Source organism: Actinomadura logoneensis (genome assembly GCF_003428695.1).
Classification (GTDB): Bacteria; Actinomycetota; Actinomycetes; order Streptosporangiales; family Streptosporangiaceae; genus Spirillospora; species Spirillospora logoneensis.
The window spans coordinates 1-962 of sequence record NZ_QURH01000438.1 but is presented as its reverse complement, the minus strand read 5'-3'; the positions used below and the strand labels follow the sequence as shown (position 1 = coordinate 962).

2 protein-coding genes are annotated in these 962 nt (G+C 77.3%); one reads left to right on the top strand and one right to left on the bottom strand.

Annotation, left to right across the window (positions count from 1 at the left end; translation table 11 throughout):
* Positions 1–273: GntR family transcriptional regulator (locus tag DZF91_RS23170; protein WP_147341295.1), on the bottom strand; the 273-nt coding region annotated here is incomplete at its 3' end.
* An 82-nt stretch (positions 274–355) separates the two neighbouring features.
* Between DZF91_RS23170 and DZF91_RS23165 the strand changes: the two genes are divergently transcribed.
* A partial coding sequence (locus DZF91_RS23165) for a TIGR03086 family metal-binding protein (RefSeq protein WP_117359487.1) occupies positions 356–962 on the top strand: 607 nt, incomplete at its 3' end.

Here is a 962-nt window from a genome sequence, read left to right as displayed (position 1 = left end):
GGCGGCGGGCGCGTGCCGGGACGGCGCGGGCGCGGCCGACTCGCGGACGAACGTCCCCGCGCCGACCCGGGCCGTCAGGTAGCCCTCGGCGGCGAGGCGGTCGTAGGCGACCGAGACGGTGCCGCGCGAGACCGCGAGGCGGCGGGCGAGCTCGCGGGTGGGCGGCACCGCCTCGCCGCCGCGCAGCCGGCCGTCCAGGACCGCGTCCCTGAGCTGCCGGTACAGGCTGCCGGTGAGGTCGCGGCGGTCGTCCAGCGTGATGTGCAGCTCCACGCCGCGCAGTCTAGATCGGCCCAGTCTCCGGGGCCTCCATTGGATCTGTACATGGGCCAATGCGGGTCCCTACGGTGAGCGCATGGACGTGCTGACCGAACTGCTCGCCTCGGATTTCCGCGACCTGGACCGCCGGGCGCTCGACCTCTTCGCCGCGCTGGCCGCCAAGGTCGGTCCCGCCGACCTCGCCCGCCCGACCCCCTGCCCCGACTGGACGCTGCACGGTCTGCTGCGGCACCAGGTCGGCCAGGACGAGGGGTTCGCCGCGGCGGCCCGGGGCGGCGGCGAACCCCTCGCCGTGTGGCGCGGCGGCTCGCTCGGCGACGACCCGCACGCGGCGGTCGTGGCGTCCGGACGGCTGGTGACCGGGGCGTTCGCCGAGGACGGCGTCCTGACGCGCGGCTTCGCCCTCCCCGAGGTGCGCACCGGCGGGACCTTCCCCGGCGCGCTCGCGATCTCGTTCCACGTGGTCGACGTGGTCGTGCACGCGTGGGACGTCGCGGCCACCCTCGGCCTGCCCTGGGAGCCGGACGACGAGCTCGTCGAGGCCTCCCTCAAGATCGCCCGGATCGTCCCGGACGATGCCGGGTCGCGGCGTCCGGGAGCGGCGTTCGCCCCGCCGGTCGCCGCCGGCGGCCGCGAGCCCCGCGACGTCCTGCTCGCCCGGCTCGGCCGCGACCCCGCCTGGC